We start from the raw sequence: 17,651 nt of genomic DNA on the forward strand, positions 1-17,651 counted from the left end.
CTGGTGGTTAGACAAAATTAAATTGACGACCAAACCAAAGCGTTACCGCAGTTAGCAGTAAACATACTATCCCTGCGACTCCGGCTAGGGGTTTTTTGTTTTTACCTGTCACCCAATCTGAGATTTGATCGGTGTAATCGATTAGTTGGGCTGTATCTATACAAGCGATCGCCCATACCCAGCTGCTATGCAATCCCCAAGCTAAACCCAAATTACCCCGATCAACAAACCGCGCTAGCACCAATACAGCACCCATTAACCATAACCCAGGAAGCTGCGGTATAGTTTGTTGTTGTTCCCAAATTAAGTGTAACACAGCAAATATCAAGCTAGATATAGTTGCTGCTATCCAAACTGAATAATCTTGCTCTAATTCTGTAAACAAAAATCCACGAAAAACTAATTCTTCAATCCCACCGACAAATAAAGCTATTAACAAAGTAGGCAGCAAAATAGATGGTAGTTGCTTGATGTTGATGTATTCTAACTTGCACCATCCCAGCCAAAGTTGACATGTAAAAACCACAGCTAGGCTGAATAAACCTAAAATAAAACCCAGGATGACGGAACTAAGGATAGAAATGTTGGTAACAAAGCCGTAATCTGACAAAGGTGTTTTAGTCAGCCAAGTGATTATCCAAAAAATTAAAGGTACTAATAAATAAAGTGACAATAATAAAGGTATTTTTTGCTCTGATTTTAAGGGTTGGTTAGGTTTCCAATTTAGAAAAACAGCCTCTAAAGCTGCGATTGGAAACCAACATCCAGCCCAAGCAACAAAAAAAGCCATCACTACAATCAAACTTGGTGCATTTTCCCAAAATGATTGCCAATTATAGAGTGATGACTTCCATACGGCTAGCAAAATTGAATAAAAAAACACGACAGACTTCTCGCAATCCTAAATTTATAGCTTGTAGAGAGAAAAGCTTTTACGTTTTCGAGCAATTATGAACCAGGAGTAGCGATCGCGATCGCCTTTTATTTACCCCTTAGTATGACTTGCTTTTTGTGCTTTTCTCTCTACTCCACCAAGCTTCTACCAAATTAGGTGACTTCTGCAAGAGGTCTAATCGTTATTTTTTACCTCAAAATCTTTAAACGGTAGCAACCATTTTTTCCTTGCCAAGGAGATAAGTTAGTAGGTATTCACTCTTAACTTTATCCCTACGATGAGAAAAATTTACTCTTCTTCTTCAATCTCATCTTCCTCTTCATCAATGTCTACATCTGACTGGAGTTCTTTTTTGTCACTATCAACTTGAATGAGGTGAATGTGCTTGTATCCCAGCTTAATTTCAAATTCATCACCAGGCTTTAAGCCCATTGCTTTAGTGTATGTCGCACCAATGACTATTTGACCGTTTTGATGAACGCTAACCCGATAAGTCGGTTCACGACCACGACCATCTTTTGGTGCTTCTGGGCTTAAGGGAATTCCCCTAGCGGATAGTAAAGCATCATAAAAATCGGTGAGATTCACACGCACCTGATTATTTTTTGTAACAGTATAGTAGCCACACTGTTTTGCTCTTTCTCGACGTGGTAAATTGGAAAGTTCTTTGACTTTCGCAAGCAGTGCTTTTCCGGTTAATGGTGCAGTTGCAGTTTCAGTCATTACGCTCAAAATTTCCTTACTCTCTCCAAACTATTCAAAGGTGTAGTTCTCTGCCAACTGTTAGCTTTTTGTGATTTACACTAAAGTTGCTGACAAACCCAGAAAAAGGGTAAAATCCTGATCCTAACAAAACAAAATCATCTTTTATGGCTACCCATAATTTGTTAGAGTCGCAGTTGTCTCAGGTATTTATTACGGTAATTTTACGGCACATTTAACCATCATTTGCCATCGAAAATGAAATATTTTTCTTTTCTGATGCTATTGCGACGGTGTAATTTTAAGCCATCTTTACAAAGGAAACGAGTTCCACTACTTAATAAGCCGTAGACTCAAGAATTTGCAAGAATTTCCTTATGCTTAACTCAAGCTTAGAACAGCATAGTATTTTCATAAGGTTGTTGAGCATACACTCTTTGATCTTGCCCATAGAGATGAATAAATTTCATCTCTAGTCATCACGAATAAACAAAGCAGTATCAGCCGCACTTGATCGGCTATTTCGACCAGTTTTGTTTATTCGTAATTTTATATTAAATAATAACATGCAATCATAATAACAAAATAATTGTTTAAGTTTGAATTAAACTTATTGCTAGACTTTAAATCTTATATCCTTTACCTTAGGAAGGCAAAAAGCGGTGAGGATTTTCCTCCCGCTTTCTTACCGTTGTGAGTATTGAGGTATGGATTTTATAAAAATTCATCTAATATAGACAAGGAGATTTGAGTACAGAGTTACATGATTAAGTTTGTTGATTGAGACCAGACAAAATATTTCCGAGTATGATGCTGCCTATTAATTACCGCAACATGTTCATCAGCAGCTATAACAATTCTATATAACCAAAAAAATAGCACTTTGCGACTAAAGGAGGAATTTGTACAATTGTTTATTAAACTTGGTGGCATTAGTCGGGGAAAAGGTTATTGGGGTTGGAGCAAACGAAAATAAAAACTCTTTAACCTTTAACCCTTCTGTTTACCGAACTCTTGCAAAAGTGACTTTTGCAAGCGTTTTATCGACTTCTGTTAACATCAAGATAAAGTTATATTCTATAGTTGAGGGGACACCCCCGAATAAATTTTGGGGGATTCGCCCATATTTTGGTAGCGGGGTTGTCCTGGTAATGGCTAACAGGTAATGGGTAATGGGTAATAAGAAATCACCAATTACCGGGTGATGTGCTGTTTCATCCATTCACCTTTAAAAGTAGGGTTTTCACATCACCCAACCTTGGTAATAAGGTAATAAGGTGTAGCAGTTGACAAAACTGTCGCTAAACCCATGCAGAGCTTCTATAACTAGAATTCTTATGCTTATCTTCGGAATTTTTAATGATCAGCATATTAACAGCTAGCTTTGAAATAAGAATAGCTAGAGCATAGCTCTTTGGGTAGGCAATGTCGTTTAGCGAAGCGTAAAAGTTAAGAGGTAAAAGGGAATTATAAAAGACAAGGGTCAAGATTAAACAGTCAAGGGATTTCATCCATTAATCCTTTCCTCCTTTAACTTTCAGCTTTTGCGTACTGAAGCTTTACCCTTCTCTAACTTCTGCAAAAGTCTGTTTCCTATGTAAATGTGAGAATTGTAATATTTAGGTTAGTAATAATGGAAGTACTATTTAAGGTTATTCGACAGCAACATAATTCTTCTGCTAAGGTACAAACTTACCTTTTGCAGGTAGAACCAGGTAATACAATTCTTGATTGCCTCAATCGAATTAAGTGGGAACAAGATGGAACTTTAGCGTTTCGCAAAAATTGTCGCAATACAATTTGTGGTAGTTGTGCTATGCGAATTAATGGGCGTTCTGCTCTTGCTTGTAAAGAAAATGTTGGCAGTGAAATTTCTAGATTACAACAGTTAGCAGCACAAACAAGCAATGCAAATGCTATTCCAGAAATTACGATCGCTCCACTCGGCAATATGCCTGTAATTAAAGATTTAGTGGTAGATATGAACGATTTTTGGAATAACCTAGAGGCGATCGCACCTTATGTAAGTACGGCTAGCCGCAACGTACCAGAAAGAGAATTTTTACAAACACCACAAGAGCGATCGCGTCTTGATCAAACTGGTAATTGTATTATGTGTGGAGCTTGCTTCTCTGAATGCAATGGCTTTGAAGTCAATTCCAAATTTGTTGGTCCCCATGCACTGGCAAAAGCTTATCGAATGGTAGCAGATAACCGCGATAGTGAAACAGAAAACCGCTTAGAAAAATACAACGAAGGTACTCAAGGAGTGTGGGGTTGTACCCGTTGCTTTTACTGCAACAGTGTATGTCCAATGGATGTGGCTCCATTAGATCAAATCACTAAAATTAAACAAGAAATTCTCGCCCACAAACAAAAAAGCGATAGTCGTTCCATCCGCCATCGCAAAGTGTTAGTAGAGTTAGTCAAAGCAGGCGGTTGGATTGATGAGAGACAATTCGCTTTACAAGTAGTCGGTAATTATTTTCGGGATTTAAGAGGATTGCTAGGTATTGCACCCTTAGGTTTACGGATGCTTGCTAAGGGCAAATTTCCCCTTTCATTTGAACCTTCCGAAGGAACTCAACAGGTGCGATCGCTCATTGAGGCGATAGAACAAGAAGGGAATAGGGAATAGGGAACGGGACAAGGGAGACAAGGAAAGGGAGACAAGGAGGGCAAGGGAGAACATCTTGACTCCCCATACTCGTCACACCCCTCACACCCCACCCTTACGGGAAGCCCTCCGGGTACTCTTCGAGAAGCCGGGCTTCGCCCGTCTACGGGGGTTCGCAATCGTGACGGGAAGCGGAGCCAGTGCGGTGGACGGGTCTCCCGGCATAAAGCACCTGGCGTCCAAGACTGCGACCCCCTCACCGCTACCGCGTCTACACACCCCTCACACCCCACCCTTACGGGAAGCCGCTACGCGTCTACACACCCCCCACTGCCCCTAATCCCCAGAGGGGACCGGTGAGTTCCCCAATCCCTCCCTAACGTGGATCTTGCGGTATATTCAAAGGCTGCCCAGAACGGTTATAGACTAAAATATCCCACTGTCCATTGTTACTGTACTCAAAGGCAATTCTCGTACCATCAGCACTAATTGTGGGGTTGCGGACTTCTGCTTGCAAATTAGCGGTCAAGTTACGTGATTGTCTTGTTTCTCTGTTATACAAAAATATGCCTGTGCGACCTTGGCGAGAAGCAGCAAAAACAATACTACGACCATCATCAGAAACACTCGGATGAGAGGCGATTGCATCAAAGGCATTTAAACCAGGTATATCAATCAAATTGCGAGTCACCACATCAAACATATATACATCTTGGCTACCGCGTCGGTCAGAAGTAAAAACAATATATCTGCCAGAAATTTGCGGAGTTAATTCCGAAGCAGGACTATTAAGACTCCTACCGCCAGGGTCGAAAGGGTAACTCAAAAGGCGGGGATAGCCAACACAGCCAGTTAATAAAGTTGTTAAGGTAAGTATAGGAAGAAAAATATATTTGGTCATTCGTCATTTGTTAGTAGTTAGTAGCTAGTTGGTTAGTGGTTTACTACTCCACCCTTAGGAGAAGCCCTACTCTAGGAGAAGCCGATGAGCGCGTCTACGGGTTCGCAGTCGCTCATGGGGGACTCGGGGCCCCCACGACCGACAGGGAGTGGGGATTGGGGGCTAGGGGTCCCCTTTGGGGTTGGGGGAGGAACCCCCAAGACCCCGCTGTCTCACCGCTTGCGCGTCTACACACTCCTCACACCCCTCACACTTCTCACACCCTCTTCCTAAATTTTGAATTTTGAATTGTTTTCTCCCCATTGCCCCTAATCCCCAAAGGGGGCCCCGAGTTCCCCACCTCCCCACCATCCCCTCCAGACTAAGGCACAGGAGCAACAGCCGCACCATTAGGAATATCCAACTCAATCTCTGGTCCTCGATCTAGGACTTCTACATCCCATTGACCACGGCTGGCGGTTTCAAAAACTACATAGCGTCCATCAGGGCTAATACTAGGATTTCTTACCCAACCGCGATATGTGGGGGTAACGATCTGTGACTGTTGTGTAGCGCGATCGTAAAGTGCCACCACAGGTCTGCCTTGGTCGCTGGTAATATAGGCTAGGTAGCGTCCGGTATAGCTGAGGCTGGGACTTTCAACTATCGTCCCAGGGCGATTTAAGCGTGGTGTACGTAAAAAAGTTTGCTGTTGTAAGTCGTATAGCAGTATTTGGTGAGTACCATTACGGGTTGATACAAAGGCTAAAATACGACCATTTCCACTTAAGGTCGGTTGCTCTTCAGTGTAGCGACTGTTAAGAGAAGTCGGCCCAATAGGAATATTTTCAGGACTACAAGCTACAAGTAAACTTGCAAAACTAAAAATCAGACTCCAAAGACAATTTCGTTGGAGCCAAAATCCAGGTGTAAATTTTTTCACCTTAACTGTTTTTTGTTCTCTCTTTTACAACCTCCACATTAGTTTATTTAAACATCATCAAAATCTACTGAATTATCAGGTTCGCCTTCAGAGTGATTGATCGGTTTGTATTCTACATAATCAGTAGGGATAACATCATCATCTTGGCGTTCAGTTCGGGATTCGGAATTATTGGGCGGACGGCGTCTTCTCGGTGATTTGGGTGTGGTATCTGTAAGATCGTCAGCAGGGTTTTCTGGACGCAAAGAACCGTTAGTTCTACGCCGAGAAGGTCTTCTTTCTTTAGTAGTTGGGCTATCCCAATCATCAACCGCTTTAGAGGTTGTAGTACCCCAATCATCTTCTAAGCGATCGCTACCACGACTAGTTGGACGCGAACTACTACGCCGACGAGTTATTCTGTCGCTGGGTTCTGATCTCTCACCATTACTGCGACGTTCTATACGCCGGGGTTCATCTTCATAGTAATCATTGCGGGATGAACGGCTTTCTCGGCTACCTGGAATGCGAGGACGGGGAAGTTCATCTTCATACTCATCATCGTAAGGCAGGGAATCTAGTTCTGCATCCACCTCAGCTTTGTAGGGAGATTTTCTCCGATACTGATAGCGACTACTAACTTCTCGCTCATCATCCACTATAGGAGTGTTGCGTTTAGCTTGTTGAGTAGCAATACCCCGCAGACGAATGCTTTCAACCGCGAAAAATACAGTTGAGCCAACCAAAAGTAGCTGACCAAATTGTAAAATCGGGTCTAGTCGCCATCCTTGGAAAATAAGAATAAAGCCGCAAAGTAAGCCCACAGCAGCAAAAAATATATCTTGATCTCGCGAGAGTTCTGGACGCACTGTGCGGAGAAAATACAGAGCAGCTCCAGCGATCGCCAGGAAAATTCCTAGAAGACTGGCTGAGTTGGCCCCAAAATTGACTTGAGCCAGAACGCTGGCTGAGTTCAGCCAAAAAGTTACCATTGTTTTTGTCCTAATATCAAAATCTATGTTAGCGAGTTGGTATTTAAATCTCTACTTTAACAAGGCACTAAAATATATTGTAGAGACGCAAAATTATAGGCAGCGCCGTGTTGTTTACAACCGTACGACTGCCATCGCGTCTCTACATGATTACCAAAAGCTAAAAAAGCACTGGTTTTGAGAGTCAAATTAACTCCCACAAGTATTATTAAGAACGTTGGATTTTATCTTTTTGGCTAATAAAAAGCAATCCCACTGTAACAGGGATAACAACAATCACAGTACCCCAAACCAGGCTCCAAAGAAAATTTGCTAAAGAAGGCGTCATACTTTTCAACCTTTTTTTACAGACTTTACCCTAATTTTAATAGTCTATTACACCCTTGGAGCAACAAGACATAGACTTCTGTTTTGAAAATAGGAATCAGCGATTCTCCTGAGGCAGACACTACGGGTAGACGCGCTTGACTCGGCTTCTCGCAGATTACGAGGATTGGGGATCTGGAAAAAACAAGGGGACAAGAAAGACAAGGGGGACGACTTGGGAGAAATTAAATATTCCCTATTCCCTGTTGCCTATTTAGCTAAAATATATAGTGATCAAGCTTTACAAAGCTTCAAAATTTGTAAATTACGCTCGGTTTTTTGTTTATTGCAGAGAGTGAGAAACTCATACCATGACTGGTGTTAACCTTACTGCTTGGATTCTTGGTCTCGGACTGGGATTGATGACCCTTTTGTTTATTTTTCGTATAGTTTTAACTTGGTATCCCCAAATAGATCTAAATCGTTTGCCTTTTAATTTAGTAGCTTGGCCAACAGAGCCATTTTTGACACCAATGCGGAAGTTAGTTCCACCCATTGGTGGGGTGGATATTACGCCGATTATTTGGGTTGGTATCTTTAGTTTGCTTAGAGAATTGCTTCTTGGTCAGCAAGGACTGCTGATTATGATGTCTAAATAACTGTTGGTAGTTGGTGGTTAGTGGGTAGAGATGCGAGGAACATCGCGTCTGTACATTAATGGTTAGTAGTTAGTAGTTATTGGTTTACTACTCCACCCTCGCGCAAAGCCTAGGAGCGCACGACTCTTTCTTTATGCCGGGAAACCCACCCACCGCACTACCTGGTCTACACACCCCTCATACTCCTCATACTCCCCACCTTTCCACCTCTGCACCTACTTCATCTCTCAGCCTTGCATTTCTTGTATAAAACTGGTGTAAACATTACCCTGTAAAAACTGTGGGTTTTCCATAATTTTCTGATGAAAACTGATAGTAGTAGGCAGTCCAGTAATTGCACACTCTTGCAGCGCTCGTTTCATCCGGTTAATGGCTGTAGGACGGTCTTGTCCCCAAACAATAAGCTTACCAATTAGAGAGTCGTAATAAGGGGGAATTTGATAATCGGTGTAGACATGAGAGTCTATGCGGACACCAGGACCTCCGGGTGGGAGATAACCACTAATTCTACCAGGTGCGGGACGAAAATCGTGATCGGGGTCTTCGGCGTTGATGCGACATTCGATTGCATGACCCTGTAAAACTACTTGGTCTTGGGTTAGTTTTAGTTTTTCTCCTTGAGCAATACGAATTTGTTCAACAACCAAGTCTACCCCTGTAATCATTTCTGTCACAGGATGTTCAACTTGAATGCGGGTATTCATTTCCATAAAGTAAAAATTACCTGATCTATCTAAGAGGAATTCGATTGTTCCTGCGCCGGTATAGTTGATAAATTGGGCTGCTTTAACAGCTGCTTGACCCATTTTTTCACGTAGTTCTGGATCAAGAGCTGGGCTGGGGGCTTCTTCTAGTAATTTTTGATTACGACGCTGAATTGAGCAATCCCGTTCACCCAAATGAATGACGTTTCCGTAATTATCAGCCAAAATTTGAAATTCAATGTGGCGCGGACGCTCGATAAATTTTTCTAGGTAAACTCCAGAATTACCAAATGCTGCTCCTGCTTCGCCTTGCGCTGCTTGAAAACATTTGATGAATTCGCTTTCTGAACGGACTAGACGCATACCCCTCCCACCACCACCAGCAGTAGCTTTGATCATCACGGGGTAGCCAATTTTTCTGGCGATCGCTAACCCTTCTTTGTCCGAGTCTATCAAACCGTCGCTACCTGGTACTGTTGGGACTCCTGCTTTTTGCATGGTTTCTTTGGCTGTGGATTTATCGCCCATCAACCGAATGGCCTCTGGAGAAGGGCCGATAAAAGCAATATGATGATCTGCACAGATTTCCGCAAACCGGGCATTCTCTGCTAAAAAACCATAGCCTGGATGAATAGCACTAGCATTGCGTGTCAAGGCTGCGGCAATAATATTAGGAATATTGAGATAACTTTTACTGCTGGCAGCTTCACCAATGCAAACGGCTTCATCAGCTAGTTGTACATGCAGTGCATTTCGATCAACGGTGGAGTGTACGGCCACAGTTGCGATTCCCATTTCTTCACAAGCCCGGAGAATGCGAAGCGCGATTTCTCCCCGATTAGCAATTAATATTTTGTCAAACTTCATCTTTATAGCGTCGATATCAGTTAAGTAAATTGACTCAGCAAGTCTGAAGTGTAAAGGATAGAGGATGAAAAAAAGAATGAGGTTTAAAACTTCATATTTTCTACTGAATACCTTCATGGGCTTGTTTCATCCTACCCTGCACTCCCAGGGCGTAGCCCTTCTTCGCAGAGTAGCCGCCTTAACGAGTGTCTAAATACTTCATACTTCAGCCTTTGGTTGACATTTTCTCCCGGCTAGTTTAAAACAATGCCTTCGCTTGATTTCAAATTATGACAGGAGATGACATAGCATAGAACTTTTAACAGCTACCAATTATCAGCGAGCAAAGCAAGTTGTTCACTGATTTAATTGACCAGACTATCAACATCTGCTGCTAGAGCCTGAAGTTTTCTACTTTGCCCCAAACGCACCGTAATTCCACAGTTTAAAACCGTAAGAGTGTCAAGTCCACAGGGAGTTCTGGCTATGGTCTTTGTTTATGCCCTTCCTGCGGAGGCTGTAGTTCCGCCAGTTTAATACGTCAAGGGTCGAAATTCTGTGCATACAGACTCTTGAATTTGTGAAAAATTTAATTATCACTCTACTATAGTGATTTTGTTGTGCTATATTTAATGACTAGTGCAACCTTGCGGATGTGGCGGAATTGGTATACGCGCACGTTTGAGGGGCGTGTGGCTTTGCCTTGCGAGTTCGAGTCTCGCCATCCGCATATTTTTGATAGTCCATCACCATTAATACTTACTGCCTTACGGCTGGCACTAAAGAAGTACCTGGTTTACCGTCTGGTTGGTTGATTCAAAAAAGCCGATAGTTTGTTTACTAGGACTGAGGTAAGTTTTTGCAACTCCTGTATTTCTTGTGGTGTTACTTTAGCGATCGCTGCTAAATACCTTTCTACATAGCGATAATCTCCAGGGACAGTAAAAAGTTGCGATCGCCTGTTTGAGAAGGAACTTAACAAATTAAATTAAGATTACAGAATATAAATATAGAGATGCGAAATTTCACATCTCTATAGATTTAAACCTACTCAAGTGAGTTCAAAAGTCTATAAAATTTAACTTTATTTGTTCTTGTGGCTTTGCCGTCCAGCTTTTGCATGTTGCTCACGGCTACCACCTTGAGTACCTTTTCCTTCTTCGTCGTTGTCATCTTGATCATTGTTCTCATTGCGATCGCTTCTGTGGGAGTGCTTACCACCTTGTCGACCAATCTCTGCCATAAACTCTCGGTCTTTACTTGTGGTTTCTCCACCTTTACGACCAGCTTTTCTAGCTTCTTCTGACGTAAATTCGTGGGCTTTTCCTTTTTCGTGAGCAGCTTTTCCACCTTTACTAGCAATTTCACGCTGCTTATCTTCATCCATTGAAGCAAATCCACGTTTGCTTGTATCTGACATAATAATTCTCCTCTTCTTTTCGTTTTATTTTTGTCAAAAAAGGTAGATTGAAAGAATCTATAGAGTTGAGTGAATACCCTTGATTCTGTGTCTAATTTACAAATTAAAAACTCTCTAATCCTCTTTCTTATAGAGGAGTTTGTTGCAACCAAAACATGATTTTGTTTCTAAAAATAATTCTGTAGTTAGAGTAAGGGACTAAAAAAATGATTCAAGTTTATCAACTTTGTTATTTGTCAGTAAAAATATTTTTATAGCTATAAATTTTAGATTTAACTTTAATAAACATCTACCATTAGAGAGAAATCAGAACTTAGGCAAAGAATAACGATGAGTAGCGGTAATTCATGAATTACCGCTAAGCAAGAATAATGTTTTATGTCATATCTTACATAAGTTCTGAAAATATATCTTTAATAGTTGCCTAATAAAGCAATCTCATCCATACATTTAGAATTTGAAGACTGCTAAGTTAATAAGTAGACTTTCATCAACTGCCTACATCAGAACGCATAAAAAATTTTTACCTTCAGTATAACAGCCATCTGCTTTTTGCTCGGATCCCCGACTTCTTGTGGATACGCGGAGGGTGGCTTTCCGTTTCCTCAAAGGATAGGATAAAAGTCGGTGATCTAGTTGTTATCGAATGATTAAGGAATGCTGTAGCAATCGCTTCGCAAAAACTAATTATTGTTGCGTAGCTGAACGTCCTTGTTTACCCAACTTAATTAAGACAAAATAAATTAGGTAAAGTACATAAATTACTAGACCAAGAATGCCGAGAACGCCAAGAAAGCCGGCGCTAGTGTTGGGATGAAACCATTCTTTAAATCCTAAAGGTGCTTCAAACCAGACATAACAATTGGGATTGTTGCTAACATTTTCCGAAAAAGCACAACCCAAAAAAGGTATAAAGGCAAGGGAACCTAAAATACAATAGACAGTTGTTGCCCAGCGCCAAGAAGTAAAAGTCAACTTTAAGGGGCCGCTCGATTGATACTCAATTTCATCGTTAAGATCCACCCAAAACCACAGCGAAATCGGTATTAGAATACGACCCATAAATCCTGAGATAAAACTGACTGGATATTGGGCAATCATTAAATAAATTGTGATAGCTAGAAGACTTGATACTCGCCAGTAAATAGCCAGCAAGCGTTGCATCCCTTCAGCTTTTTGCACAAATGCCCAAATCAGCAGAATCAGAGGAATAACCACTGTAAATAGTACTGCTAATCTGTAGTCCATCCAGACGAAAGGGCGAAACCAAACTTCTTTTTCCATAATATTTCCACGAGTGACAAATAATTTTACTCAGAGAATATACAAGTAATCATTAACTCAGAATCTTATAAATGATAGCTGATATAACAGTTATCAGTGATCAGTTACCAGTTATCAGTAAAGAGGGTATCTTTAAATTGAGTTTAAATTCCTTATCAATTGGTCGAAAGCGTTGGTAGTGATTATTTTACCCCCTATACGCCTATTCACTGTTCACCAATTTCAATGCTATGCTTAATTATCTGAAGGTGAAAAATACTACATTATGTTTCCGTATTTTCCTGTTTTGGATCTAAATGGTTAACAATTATCAAATATTGATAACTAGATTTAAATATTGCTATTAACATAAGAAACAAGTAACTAAAAGATCTAAAACTAAATAATTGCGACAAACATCGATGCCTTCAAGGGAGAGTTGGAAACTGCCCCTACTTGGATAAATGTTTGAGACTTGCAAACTTTTTTGCATAAACTTTTAGTAATTTTGCATTTACTTCTTAAGTAGAAGTAAATGGAAGTTACACCTTGTGTTTAAGTATTTTTTTGAAACTAGGACACAAGGAAGGCTGAGCTTGTCTAGGCAAAAAAGTGAAAGTGCAAATATTAGCTAATAGATCTTTGTTACTTGTTGTTCAATGTTCAGTAAAACTCACGAACTTAAATTTTAGTCGTCATAAACGCGACACTCAGCTGCTTCGGGGTTATCATCACAATATTGCTCAAAAGCAGTTTTCTGCTTGGCTTGCTTTTGGTGAGAAGCTTCTGCCTGTAACTCTTCTACTGCATCCCAAGCAGCAGCACATTCAGCAGAATTACTACCTGATGTATCACAGACAGCGCGGGCTTCTTCAACTTCTTGTTGGATTCTGTTTTGAATGTCTGTCATAGTTCTAATGTTGCTGTGTATTATTAATACCAGTATAGAAAAAGTACGGAAAGGGCTTTTTTTGCACTATTCCACACTATTCTAGCCATTTAGCTGCCACTTTAGTACTCTTGATTGTTACTTCATTACAAAGTACAGCAAATAACAGGATGTATTCTGTTACAAGCTTTTTCTTTTAAGATTTTACTAAGCATACAGTCTGAAGATTATACAATGATCTTTAGATAGATGTAATGGTAATAGCAAGCCTAAGTTTCTAGAATTTTATCAAGGGCTAAATTCACCTAATTTTGGGATGCAATTTTATGTTTTCCAAGATAAAAAATAAAAAACTACTAGCCGGATTATAGAAAAGCGTAAAATTCATGGCAGACCAAATGCAGTGGGCAAATGCCCTGTCAACCCGTCCCTCTTTAGAAGCAGCTGTTGCAGATGTGGTACAACGCACAACTTCTTCCTTATCAGCACCTGCGGATTTAGGGCTGGTATTCATTTCGTCTGCTTTTACAAGTGAGTATTCTCGAGTGTTACCTCTGTTGGCGGAGCAACTTGCAGTACCTGTGCTGGTCGGCTGTAGTGGTGGCGGCGTTATTGGCACTAGTTTGGCTGGACAAACTCAAGAATTGGAAGCAGAACCTGCCTTAAGCTTGAGTTTGGCTCATCTGCCAGGAGTGGATGTCAAAGCTTTTCATGTTGTTGCCGAACAATTACCTGACTTGGACGGGCCACCAAGCGCTTGGATCGATTTGATTGGTGTAACATCTTCACCTACACCTCATTTCATTTTGCTGTCTGCTTCCTTCTCGTCTGGTATTAATGATTTATTACAGGGATTGGATTATGCTTATCCAGGTTCTATCAAAGTTGGCGGTCAAGCAAGTAGTGGTGTAATGGGTGGTCGAATTGCGCTTTTTTGTAATGGTCGCTTGTATGAAGAAGGAACGGTTGGGGTGGCCTTAAGTGGCAATATTGTTTTAGAAGCAATAGTAGCTCAAGGATGCCGACCGATTGGTCAGCCATACCAAGTTACCAGAGGCGATCGCAATATCATTTTGGAACTAGACGAGCAAGCACCACTGTTTGTACTACGAGATTTAATAGCTAGTCTGAGCGAAGAAGACCGAACATTAGCCCAAAATTCTCTATTTGTCGGTCTGGCTATGGATGAATTTAAGTCTTGTTTGCAACAAGGAGATTTTTTAATTCGCGATATTTTGGGAGTAGACCCCGCCGGAGGAGCGATCGCGATTGGTGATTACGTTCGTCCCGGACAACGCCTGCAATTCCATCTACGAGATGCTGAAGCCTCGGCGGAAGACTTAGAATTTCTACTGGAACGATATCAAAAAGAACAACAATTCCAACCAGCTGCTGTTGGTGCATTAATGTTTGCTTGTCTGGGGCGAGGTGCGGGACTATATGGCAAGCCAAATTTTGATTCCCAGCTATTTCAGCGCTATCTCAATAATATTCCGTTGGGGGGTTTTTTTTGTGGTGGCGAAATCGGTCCTGTTGGTGGTAGTACATTTTTGCATGGTTACACTTCTGTATTTGGGATTTGTCGGGCGGTAGGGTAATAGGGATCGGGGATTGGGGGGACAAGGGGGACAAGGGGGATAAGAGAGAGTATGAGGAGTGTGGGAAGTGTGGGGAGTGTGGGGAGAGAATGACTAATGACAATTGACAATTGACCATTGATCACTAACCACTAATCAATAGCGTACTGTGATTATCGATGAGCGTGGGTGTACCACAAGTGGCGATCGCGCCGTATTTTTCAAAGTAATGACCTACTTCTGGTGGAAAATGGGAACAGTCAAATAATGCATCTCCATTGGCAACGTTAGCCCAAAAGTCTCGCAGAGTCGGGGCTAGTTCTTGAGCCTGCTCTAACGGTAAGCTCAAAGGAGGCAGGGTCAAAAATCTAACTATAAAGGGAAAACTGCGATCGCCCATCCATTTGCGTGAACTGTGTTGCAAATTGGGGAAATTGGGAACTGACTCTACTCGATAGGACAACATCTGTAACCATTGCCTACCGTAATGATCGTGACGAAACTCTAGTACCCTATAGGGATGGGGATAGCTAACTAAAGAACCAGTAGTAATATCGTATATTCCCTGAGAGTATGCTACATCCTGAACATGCAAATGTCCGGTGAATACTAACCTCACTCCGTAGCGACGCAATAAGGGTAATAATTCCCCAGCATTTTCTAACATATAGCGGTTGGCCATTGGGTGGCGTGATTGATTAGGCAAGTGTTCCACAACATTGTGGTGTATCATCACTAGCACTAATTCATCACCTGTTGAGGCTAGCACTTCCTCCAACCATCGCAGTTGTTTAATATCCAAACGTCCTATTTGCTCTCCCTGGTCGTTAAACAAGTTAGAATTTAGACCAATTAATCTGACTCCTGGTAAAATCTGACAGGTATAGTAGGATTTTTCTGGATCTTTGTAACCGAATTTACGATAGTAATAAGGGAAATCTGCAAATGCAATTGATTGCTCATTAGCCCTTAATACAGGAACATCATGATTACCAGGAACGACGTAGGTAGGAAAAGGTAACTTTGGTAAACGTTGTGCTAACCAAGCATGGTTTTCTGGTTCTCCGTGCTGAGTTAAATCTCCAGGTAGTAAAAGAAAATCTAAATCTAGTTGTGTTAAATGCTCTAATACACTTTCAAATGCTGAAACGCTAACTTCCACCAAATGGAAACGGCTGGGGTGATTCCAGATCGTATGGGGAAGGGCAATATGTAAGTCGCTGACTACGGCAAAGCGAAAATTGGGAATCATTGAAGTAAGTAAAGACTATTTTAAAAACAACGTCTAAAAATCCTTTTAAAAAAAGTATAACCTCTGATTTATAGACATGTGTAGCAAGGATCCCGCTTAATATTTGTATACATTTAAAACTTGTTGGTTGTTGATAGTTGATGGTTGGTTGTTGTTTAGAAAAGATAGTGAGGATTAAATCAAAAAGCAAAAAAAATCATAAAAGACTGTATTATTATTAATATCTTAAGTTCATGCATCATACAAAAGAGTGAGTTTATGCCAAGATAAAAATTTATAATGCTTAAAATAAAACAAGATTGATAAAAATTACGAAAAAAGAAAAAACTATAATTATTAATAACTATCAACCACCAACAAGCAACCACCAACCAATAAGGAGAATCATTTTTTGGTACGCGTTCGAGTTCGTCAGCACGTCAACCCACTAGCCCAAAAGTATCAAACACCAGCTAATCCTCTAGACTGGGAAAAAATTTATACAAAGCCAAAGCAACCATTACACTTAGATATTGGTTGTGCGAGAGGACGGTTTTTATTACAAATGGCGCAGATAGAAGCAAATTGGAATTTTCTGGGTTTAGAAATTCGCCAACCCTTGGTAGATGAAGCAAATAGACTGCGCGATGAGTTAGAACTGCAAAATTTGCACTACTTATTTTGTAACGTCAATAATTCCTTGCGATCGCTTTTATCAACTTTCCCCCCAGGAACATTACAGCGTGTCAGTATTCAATTTCCCGATCCTTGGTTTAAAAATCGTCATGCGAAACGGCGAATTGTACAGCCAGAACTAGTTGCAGAACTATCAGAGTATCTAATTCCAGGGGGGATTGTATTTTTGCAATCAGATGTAGAATTTGTCGCGATAGAAATGTGCGATCGCTTTGCTGCTCATCCTAGTTTTCAAAGACAAGGTTCGGGAGAATGGTTAGCAGAAAATCCCCTCCCAGTTTCTACAGAAAGGGAAATAGCTACCCAGAAAAAAGGAGAACCTGTTTATCGTGCTGTGTTTGAAAGAGTTAGGATTTCAAAATTTTAGTTCTAATCTCATCTTAAAAGATAAAAATTAATTCATGTTTGGGAGGCATAGCAAATGCAGATTCAGCAACGTTATTATACCCCAGAAGAGTATCTAGCATTAGAAGAAGTAGCAGAATTTAAGAGTGAATATTGGGATGGAGAAATAGTACCAATGGCAGGAGGTTCAATCAACCATAACCGTATTGTTGGAAATGTATATACTTACTTAAAATTTCATTTACGTGGCAAAAACCAAGAACCTTTTCTGAGTGATTTAAGGCTGTGGATTCCTCGCTATCGGCAATATACATATCCAGATATATTAGTAATTCAAGGAAATCCAGCTTTATATAACAATAGGATAGATACTATAACAAATCCTCTGTTAATTGTTGAAGTCTTGTCCAAATCAACGCAAAAATATGATTATACAGATAAGTTTCGCTTTGATCGTTCAATTCCTGAGTTCCGAGAATATGTGTTGATTAATCAGTATGAATTTCAGATTGAACAATATATCAAAACCGGCAAGGGAGAATGGCTATTTCGAGAATATGAGACAGAGGATGCTATCATAAATTTTGTTTCTATTGGTTTGGAAATGGCGATCGCTAACATTTATGAAAGCGTTGATTTTAGCCAGAAGGAATCGGGAGCATCTCACCTTTGCAAAAATATCAGGTAGTAAGCTGACCATTGAGATA

At 40.7% G+C, this 17,651-nt stretch carries 17 protein-coding genes and 1 tRNA gene; 6 read left to right on the forward strand and 12 right to left on the reverse strand.

The window, feature by feature from the left end; genetic code table 11:
• Positions 1-7: 7 nt before the first annotated feature.
• Positions 8-883 (reverse strand): CPBP family intramembrane glutamic endopeptidase, encoded by an 876-nt coding sequence (locus NIES592_RS23070; RefSeq protein ID WP_073557024.1) that lies wholly within the window; start codon positions 881-883, stop codon positions 8-10.
• A gap of 300 nt (positions 884-1,183) precedes the next feature.
• Positions 1,184-1,618, reverse strand: coding sequence for an AbrB family transcriptional regulator (locus NIES592_RS23075; protein ID WP_009454272.1), 435 nt, complete (start codon positions 1,616-1,618; stop codon positions 1,184-1,186).
• A 1,612-nt stretch (positions 1,619-3,230) separates the two neighbouring features.
• Between NIES592_RS23075 and NIES592_RS23085 the strand changes: the two genes are divergently transcribed.
• Positions 3,231-4,235, forward strand: coding sequence for a succinate dehydrogenase/fumarate reductase iron-sulfur subunit (locus NIES592_RS23085; protein ID WP_009454270.1), 1,005 nt, complete (start codon positions 3,231-3,233; stop codon positions 4,233-4,235).
• Positions 4,236-4,590: 355 nt separating this feature from the next.
• Here NIES592_RS23085 and NIES592_RS23090 read toward each other — a convergent pair whose 3' ends face one another.
• From NIES592_RS23090 to psbX, 4 genes are all read right to left on the reverse strand, one after another.
• Positions 4,591-5,115, reverse strand: coding sequence for a TolB family protein (locus NIES592_RS23090; RefSeq protein WP_009454268.1), 525 nt, complete (start codon positions 5,113-5,115; stop codon positions 4,591-4,593).
• Positions 5,116-5,476: 361 nt separating this feature from the next.
• Positions 5,477-6,037: a TolB family protein gene (locus NIES592_RS23100; protein ID WP_016871996.1), complete on the reverse strand. Its 561-nt coding sequence runs from the start codon at positions 6,035-6,037 to the stop codon at positions 5,477-5,479.
• Positions 6,038-6,084: 47 nt separating this feature from the next.
• On the reverse strand, positions 6,085-7,008 hold the full coding sequence (locus NIES592_RS23105; protein ID WP_073557027.1) for a Ycf66 family protein: 924 nt from the start codon (positions 7,006-7,008) through the stop codon (positions 6,085-6,087).
• A 208-nt stretch (positions 7,009-7,216) separates the two neighbouring features.
• Positions 7,217-7,336 carry a photosystem II reaction center X protein gene (gene psbX, locus NIES592_RS23110; protein ID WP_009454262.1) on the reverse strand — a complete coding sequence of 40 codons (120 nt, stop codon included), beginning with the start codon at positions 7,334-7,336 and terminating at the stop codon, positions 7,217-7,219.
• A gap of 349 nt (positions 7,337-7,685) precedes the next feature.
• Between psbX and NIES592_RS23115 the strand changes: the two genes are divergently transcribed.
• Positions 7,686-7,973, forward strand: a complete 288-nt coding sequence (locus NIES592_RS23115; RefSeq protein ID WP_009454260.1) for a YggT family protein — start codon at positions 7,686-7,688, stop codon at positions 7,971-7,973.
• Between the two features lie 227 nt (positions 7,974-8,200).
• Here the strand turns inward: NIES592_RS23115 and accC are convergent, their stop codons facing one another.
• Positions 8,201-9,544 (reverse strand): acetyl-CoA carboxylase biotin carboxylase subunit, encoded by a 1,344-nt coding sequence (accC, locus tag NIES592_RS23120; RefSeq protein ID WP_073557028.1) that lies wholly within the window; start codon positions 9,542-9,544, stop codon positions 8,201-8,203.
• Between the two features lie 628 nt (positions 9,545-10,172).
• Between accC and NIES592_RS23125 the strand changes: the two genes are divergently transcribed.
• Positions 10,173-10,253 (forward strand) — tRNA-Leu (locus NIES592_RS23125).
• A gap of 66 nt (positions 10,254-10,319) precedes the next feature.
• On the opposite strand, the gene NIES592_RS25495 is transcribed toward NIES592_RS23125, so the two are convergent.
• The 4 genes from NIES592_RS25495 to NIES592_RS23140 form a co-directional block, all read right to left on the reverse strand.
• Positions 10,320-10,505, reverse strand: a complete 186-nt coding sequence (locus NIES592_RS25495; RefSeq protein ID WP_178379618.1) for a hypothetical protein — start codon at positions 10,503-10,505, stop codon at positions 10,320-10,322.
• A 102-nt stretch (positions 10,506-10,607) separates the two neighbouring features.
• Entirely contained in the window at positions 10,608-10,943 is a 336-nt protein-coding gene (locus NIES592_RS23130; RefSeq protein ID WP_073557029.1) for a KGG domain-containing protein, read from the reverse strand.
• Between the two features lie 687 nt (positions 10,944-11,630).
• Positions 11,631-12,227, reverse strand: coding sequence for a DUF3177 family protein (locus tag NIES592_RS23135; protein ID WP_062246300.1), 597 nt, complete (start codon positions 12,225-12,227; stop codon positions 11,631-11,633).
• Between the two features lie 667 nt (positions 12,228-12,894).
• Positions 12,895-13,116, reverse strand: coding sequence for a Calvin cycle protein CP12 (locus NIES592_RS23140; RefSeq protein WP_009454249.1), 222 nt, complete (start codon positions 13,114-13,116; stop codon positions 12,895-12,897).
• A 365-nt stretch (positions 13,117-13,481) separates the two neighbouring features.
• Between NIES592_RS23140 and NIES592_RS23145 the strand changes: the two genes are divergently transcribed.
• A complete protein-coding gene (locus tag NIES592_RS23145) occupies positions 13,482-14,693 on the forward strand; it encodes an FIST signal transduction protein (protein WP_073557030.1) in 1,212 nt (403 codons plus the stop codon).
• Positions 14,694-14,817: 124 nt separating this feature from the next.
• Here the strand turns inward: NIES592_RS23145 and NIES592_RS23150 are convergent, their stop codons facing one another.
• Positions 14,818-15,924 carry a metallophosphoesterase family protein gene (locus NIES592_RS23150; RefSeq protein ID WP_073557031.1) on the reverse strand — a complete coding sequence of 369 codons (1,107 nt, stop codon included), beginning with the start codon at positions 15,922-15,924 and terminating at the stop codon, positions 14,818-14,820.
• Between the two features lie 391 nt (positions 15,925-16,315).
• On the opposite strand from NIES592_RS23150, the gene trmB reads away from it, so the two are divergent.
• Both trmB and NIES592_RS23160 read left to right on the forward strand, forming a co-directional pair.
• Complete coding sequence (gene trmB / locus NIES592_RS23155; RefSeq protein ID WP_062246305.1) at positions 16,316-16,966, forward strand: tRNA (guanosine(46)-N7)-methyltransferase TrmB; 651 nt, start codon at positions 16,316-16,318, stop codon at positions 16,964-16,966.
• A gap of 54 nt (positions 16,967-17,020) precedes the next feature.
• The gene (locus NIES592_RS23160; protein WP_073557032.1) at positions 17,021-17,632 is read left to right on the forward strand and encodes a Uma2 family endonuclease; all 612 of its coding nucleotides are present in this window, start codon (positions 17,021-17,023) and stop codon (positions 17,630-17,632) included.
• Positions 17,633-17,651: the final 19 nt, after the last annotated feature.

This window comes from Fischerella major NIES-592 (assembly GCF_001904645.1).
Classification (GTDB): domain Bacteria; phylum Cyanobacteriota; class Cyanobacteriia; order Cyanobacteriales; family Nostocaceae; genus Fischerella; species Fischerella thermalis.

What these genes read in the sequence shown, in the direction of transcription:
- psbX (WP_009454262.1), bottom strand. Translation starts at nt 7,336, where the DNA reads ATGACGCCTTCTTTAGCAAATTTTCTTTGGAGCCTGGTTTGGGGTACT.
- NIES592_RS23105 (WP_073557027.1), bottom strand. Translation starts at nt 7,008, where the DNA reads ATGGTAACTTTTTGGCTGAACTCAGCCAGCGTTCTGGCTCAAGTCAAT.
- NIES592_RS23075 (WP_009454272.1), bottom strand. Translation starts at nt 1,618, where the DNA reads ATGACTGAAACTGCAACTGCACCATTAACCGGAAAAGCACTGCTTGCG.
- NIES592_RS23115 (WP_009454260.1), top strand. Translation starts at nt 7,686, where the DNA reads ATGACTGGTGTTAACCTTACTGCTTGGATTCTTGGTCTCGGACTGGGA.
- NIES592_RS23090 (WP_009454268.1), bottom strand. Translation starts at nt 5,115, where the DNA reads ATGACCAAATATATTTTTCTTCCTATACTTACCTTAACAACTTTATTA.
- NIES592_RS23085 (WP_009454270.1), top strand. Translation starts at nt 3,231, where the DNA reads ATGGAAGTACTATTTAAGGTTATTCGACAGCAACATAATTCTTCTGCT.
- NIES592_RS23130 (WP_073557029.1), bottom strand. Translation starts at nt 10,943, where the DNA reads ATGTCAGATACAAGCAAACGTGGATTTGCTTCAATGGATGAAGATAAG.
- NIES592_RS23150 (WP_073557031.1), bottom strand. Translation starts at nt 15,924, where the DNA reads ATGATTCCCAATTTTCGCTTTGCCGTAGTCAGCGACTTACATATTGCC.
- NIES592_RS23135 (WP_062246300.1), bottom strand. Translation starts at nt 12,227, where the DNA reads ATGGAAAAAGAAGTTTGGTTTCGCCCTTTCGTCTGGATGGACTACAGA.
- NIES592_RS23140 (WP_009454249.1), bottom strand. Translation starts at nt 13,116, where the DNA reads ATGACAGACATTCAAAACAGAATCCAACAAGAAGTTGAAGAAGCCCGC.
- NIES592_RS23160 (WP_073557032.1), top strand. Translation starts at nt 17,021, where the DNA reads ATGCAGATTCAGCAACGTTATTATACCCCAGAAGAGTATCTAGCATTA.
- NIES592_RS23145 (WP_073557030.1), top strand. Translation starts at nt 13,482, where the DNA reads ATGGCAGACCAAATGCAGTGGGCAAATGCCCTGTCAACCCGTCCCTCT.
- accC (WP_073557028.1), bottom strand. Translation starts at nt 9,544, where the DNA reads ATGAAGTTTGACAAAATATTAATTGCTAATCGGGGAGAAATCGCGCTT.